Raw genomic sequence first — 3,434 nt, forward strand, 5'->3', positions numbered from 1 at the left:
GGTACAACGGCAGGTAGCACCGACCTTGAAAATGCTGAAAAGGATTGATAAGGGAAACGGAACAGACTACATGAAAACTATCGAACAGCAGGCAAAGCTCACAGAAAAGCATGAAATGATAATCAAACAGCAGACGACCCCTGCAAAAGATTTAGTAGAAAGTTAGGAGTGATGAAAAAATGTGGGAATTATTGAAAGACTTCCTGCTGGTATCTGTTGGAACGGGTATCGGCGTAGCCTTGATGTGTATTTTAAGTGTTGGCAAAGGAGCTGACTATGAAATGAAGAAATTAAAAGAAAGCGAGGACAAATAACATGAATTTCGGGCAAAATTTGTATCAATGGTTTTTAAGCAACGCACAGAGCTTAGTGCTTATGTCGATTGTGGTTATCGGTATCTACTTAGGGTTCAAGCGTGAGTTTTCAAAACTTATCGGTTTCTTGGTAGTTGCCTTGATTGCTGTCGGCTTGGTATTCAATGCCGGCGGTGTGAAAGATGTACTGTTAGAGCTGTTCAATAAGATTATCGGTGCATAAAATTTTATTGTGGGGCTGATGTATGGGTGCTATAATGTGAAAAAAGAAGTAATCGAGGTGTTCTATTTTGAATGAGAGAGAAAAAATTATTCGTTTATGGTTTGATATGTGGTTGAAACAGCAAGACTTAGGAATAGATAAAATTTTTACAGAAGATGTTGTTTATACGGAAAGCTGGTGTCCTAAATATGAAAATCTTAAAACAGTAAAACATTGGTTTAATGAATGGAATACTCGTGGTAAAGTCATTATTTGGGATATTAAACAGTTCTTTCATAAAGAAAATCAAACTGTCGTAGAATGGTATTTTAAAAATGAAATGAATACGGGAAGCGTTGAAGAATTTGACGGTATTTCCTTAATTGAATGGACAGAAGATAACAAAATCAAATCATTAAAAGAATATGGTTGCAATCTGAATAACTATAATCCATATCAACACAGCGATAACCCTCAATTTAGAGATGAAAAAACAAACTGGTTTTAAAACTTAATCAAATTATATCCATATACATAAAGCAGTTAGTCTTAGGATTGACTGCTTTTTTCTTACCTAAAATCAGATTGGAGTGATGAAATGAGCGATATTTTTAAGGATATGCAGGCAAACGTCGGCTGTGATTATATTTCTAACCTGCCCTCTTACAAGCGTAAAGTGTGGCATGAAATGAAGCGATTACCGCTTACGAATTATGATATAAAACAGTTAGAAGATTTTTCAAAGTATGTGTTTGGTATGTCGTACCAGAGCTTAAAAGATGTGATGAAGCAACAGAAAGGACGTGAGGAACAATGCAGGAAACAAGGGTGCTGGTGGAAACGAGAGGAACAACTGGCGAAGAAACAATATCATACTGGTTCGACCTGCCGATAGATGTTGCCGAGTTTGAAGAAAAGTTAGGTATCGGTGCAGAAAGTGGGGATTATCGTATTATCGAAAAGGTGTTGCCTTATGCTGATGAAGTCCACGAACACACCAGCGTGTACCAGCTCAACGAATTAGATTTTATGTACCGCCAGCTTTCAAGTGATATGCAGGAAGAATATGTATCACTACTTACGGTGTTTGAAAATTTAGAAGCACTTTATATTTGCAGGAACGTGATTATTGTTTATCCCGACTGTAAAAGCATGATAGATGTTGCAAGGCAAAAGCTGATGAACGACCCGATGTTCAAGCATTTATCCGAGGACTGTCAAGAATACTACTTTGACTTTGAAGCCTACGCTTCTCACTTGCAGGAACACGGGAAATTTTTAGTAACAGAACACGGTATCTTTGAACTGCCAGAGTAGGAAATGAGGTGGTGCTTATGATTGATGATATGGCGGTTTATATTGCTAATCTTGGCAAATACAATGAGGGCTATTTAGTCGGTGCTTGGTTCACGTTCCCCATTGACGAGGAAGATGTGAAAGAAAAAATCGGCTTGAATGAACAGTATGAGGAATACGCTATCCATGATACCGACAACTTTCCCATTGCGATTGGCGAGTATGTTTCCATTGAAGAACTCAATGAGATGTATGAAATGATAGAGGAACTTCCCGACTATATTGTAGAGTGTCTGGACGAATTTATCAGCCACTATGGGACGCTGGAAGAAGTCGTGGAACATAAGGACGATATTTACTATTATCCCGACTGTGAAACCATGACAGATGTTGCCTACTACTACATAGACGAATTGCAGGCACTTGGGGACATTCCACCCAGCTTACAGAATTACATTGACTATGAAGCCTACGGGCGAGATTTGGATATGGGCGGTTGCTTTATTGAAACAAGCCGAGGTATGTGCGAGATACCATATTAACGCTGGAAGATCAGCGACAAGCATTGTTGCTACTGACAGCGTATTTCTCTTTAAGGGACAGTCTGAAAATGGCTGTCCTTTTCTATTTTGAAAGGAGCTGAAAGAACTTGAAAAAGATTAAAAGCTACACGGGTATCTGGAACGTGGAAAAAGTCTTGTATGCAATCAATGACTTTAACTTACCCTTTCCCGTTACTTTTACACAGATTACATGGTTTGTGATTACGGAATTTATCATCATTCTGTTTGGGGATATTCCCCCACTTTCCATGATTGAGGGAGCATTTCTCAAATACTTTGGTATTCCCGTTGCTCTCACTTGGTTTATGTCGCAGAAAACCTTTGACGGAAAGAAGCCGTACAGCTTTTTGAAATCACAGATAACTTATGCGTTGCGACCGAAAATCACTTATGCAGGAAAAGCCGTAAAACTGCATAAGCAGATATTGAATGAAACAATCACGGCAGTAAGGAGTGTGAACTATGTTCCCGATAAAATATATTGACAATAACCTTGTCTGGAACAAGGACAATGAGGTGTTCGCTTACTATGAGCTGATACCGTACAACTATTCTTTTCTATCCGCAGAGCAGAAATTTATCGTGCATGACAGCTTTCGCCAGCTTATCGCACAGTCCCGTGAGGGTAAAATTCATGCCTTGCAGATTGCCACAGAAAGCTCAATCCGAAGTATGCAGGAGCAGTCAAAGAAACTGGTAACTGGAAAATTAAAGGAAGTTGCCTGCCAGAAAATAGACGAACAGACCGAAGCGTTAGTATCTATGATTGGGGACAATCAAGTGGACTACCGCTTTTTTCTTGGCTTTAAGCTCATGGTTACAGAAGAACAGCTCAATCTGAAGAACATCAAAAAATCGGCGTGGCTGACGTTCACAGAATTTCTCCATGAAGTGAACCATACGCTGATGAATGATTTTGTTTCCATGCCGAATGATGAAATCAACCGTTACATGAAAATGGAAAAGTTATTGGAAAATAAAATCTCCCGTCGTTTCAAGGTGCGTCGCTTGGAAATCAATGATTTTGGGTATCTCATGGAACATCTTTACGGCAGGGAC

The 3,434-nt window shown here is 39.2% G+C and carries 7 protein-coding genes and 2 pseudogenes; all 9 read left to right on the forward strand.

Annotated elements, in window-relative coordinates:
• A pseudogene (locus DWW13_RS18000) lies at positions 1-166 on the forward strand (replication initiation factor domain-containing protein); the annotation flags it as partial.
• A 13-nt stretch (positions 167-179) separates the two neighbouring features.
• On the forward strand, positions 180-314 hold the full coding sequence (locus DWW13_RS18005) for a DUF3789 domain-containing protein (protein ID WP_003061156.1): 135 nt from the start codon (positions 180-182) through the stop codon (positions 312-314).
• A 1-nt stretch (position 315) separates the two neighbouring features.
• Positions 316-537 carry a hypothetical protein gene (locus DWW13_RS18010; RefSeq protein ID WP_003060793.1) on the forward strand — a complete coding sequence of 74 codons (222 nt, stop codon included), beginning with the start codon at positions 316-318 and terminating at the stop codon, positions 535-537.
• A gap of 67 nt (positions 538-604) precedes the next feature.
• Positions 605-1,024: a nuclear transport factor 2 family protein gene (locus DWW13_RS18015; RefSeq protein WP_003060053.1), complete on the forward strand. Its 420-nt coding sequence runs from the start codon at positions 605-607 to the stop codon at positions 1,022-1,024.
• Positions 1,025-1,114: 90 nt separating this feature from the next.
• Positions 1,115-1,411: a hypothetical protein gene (locus DWW13_RS18020; protein ID WP_008687105.1), complete on the forward strand. Its 297-nt coding sequence runs from the start codon at positions 1,115-1,117 to the stop codon at positions 1,409-1,411.
• Complete coding sequence (locus DWW13_RS18025; protein ID WP_003062492.1) at positions 1,330-1,833, forward strand: antirestriction protein ArdA; 504 nt, start codon at positions 1,330-1,332, stop codon at positions 1,831-1,833. Before DWW13_RS18020 ends, DWW13_RS18025 begins: the two co-directional genes overlap by 82 nt.
• Positions 1,834-1,850: 17 nt before the next feature.
• A complete protein-coding gene (locus DWW13_RS18030; protein WP_002323345.1) occupies positions 1,851-2,354 on the forward strand; it encodes an antirestriction protein ArdA in 504 nt (167 codons plus the stop codon).
• Between the two features lie 107 nt (positions 2,355-2,461).
• The gene (locus tag DWW13_RS18035; protein ID WP_003061368.1) at positions 2,462-2,860 is read left to right on the forward strand and encodes a conjugal transfer protein; all 399 of its coding nucleotides are present in this window, start codon (positions 2,462-2,464) and stop codon (positions 2,858-2,860) included.
• Positions 2,838-3,434, forward strand: a pseudogene (locus DWW13_RS18040) (conjugal transfer protein); the annotation flags it as partial. The gene DWW13_RS18035 and the pseudogene DWW13_RS18040, both read left to right, overlap by 23 nt.

This window comes from Blautia sp. AF14-40 (genome assembly GCF_003479665.1).
Classification (GTDB): Bacteria; Bacillota; Clostridia; order Lachnospirales; family Lachnospiraceae; genus Fusicatenibacter; species Fusicatenibacter saccharivorans.

Coding starts and splice junctions, on each gene's coding strand:
- DWW13_RS18005 (WP_003061156.1), top strand. CDS start 180: ATGTGGGAATTATTGAAAGACTTCCTGCTGGTATCTGTTGGAACGGGT.
- DWW13_RS18030 (WP_002323345.1), top strand. CDS start 1,851: ATGATTGATGATATGGCGGTTTATATTGCTAATCTTGGCAAATACAAT.
- DWW13_RS18025 (WP_003062492.1), top strand. CDS start 1,330: ATGCAGGAAACAAGGGTGCTGGTGGAAACGAGAGGAACAACTGGCGAA.
- DWW13_RS18010 (WP_003060793.1), top strand. CDS start 316: ATGAATTTCGGGCAAAATTTGTATCAATGGTTTTTAAGCAACGCACAG.
- DWW13_RS18020 (WP_008687105.1), top strand. CDS start 1,115: ATGAGCGATATTTTTAAGGATATGCAGGCAAACGTCGGCTGTGATTAT.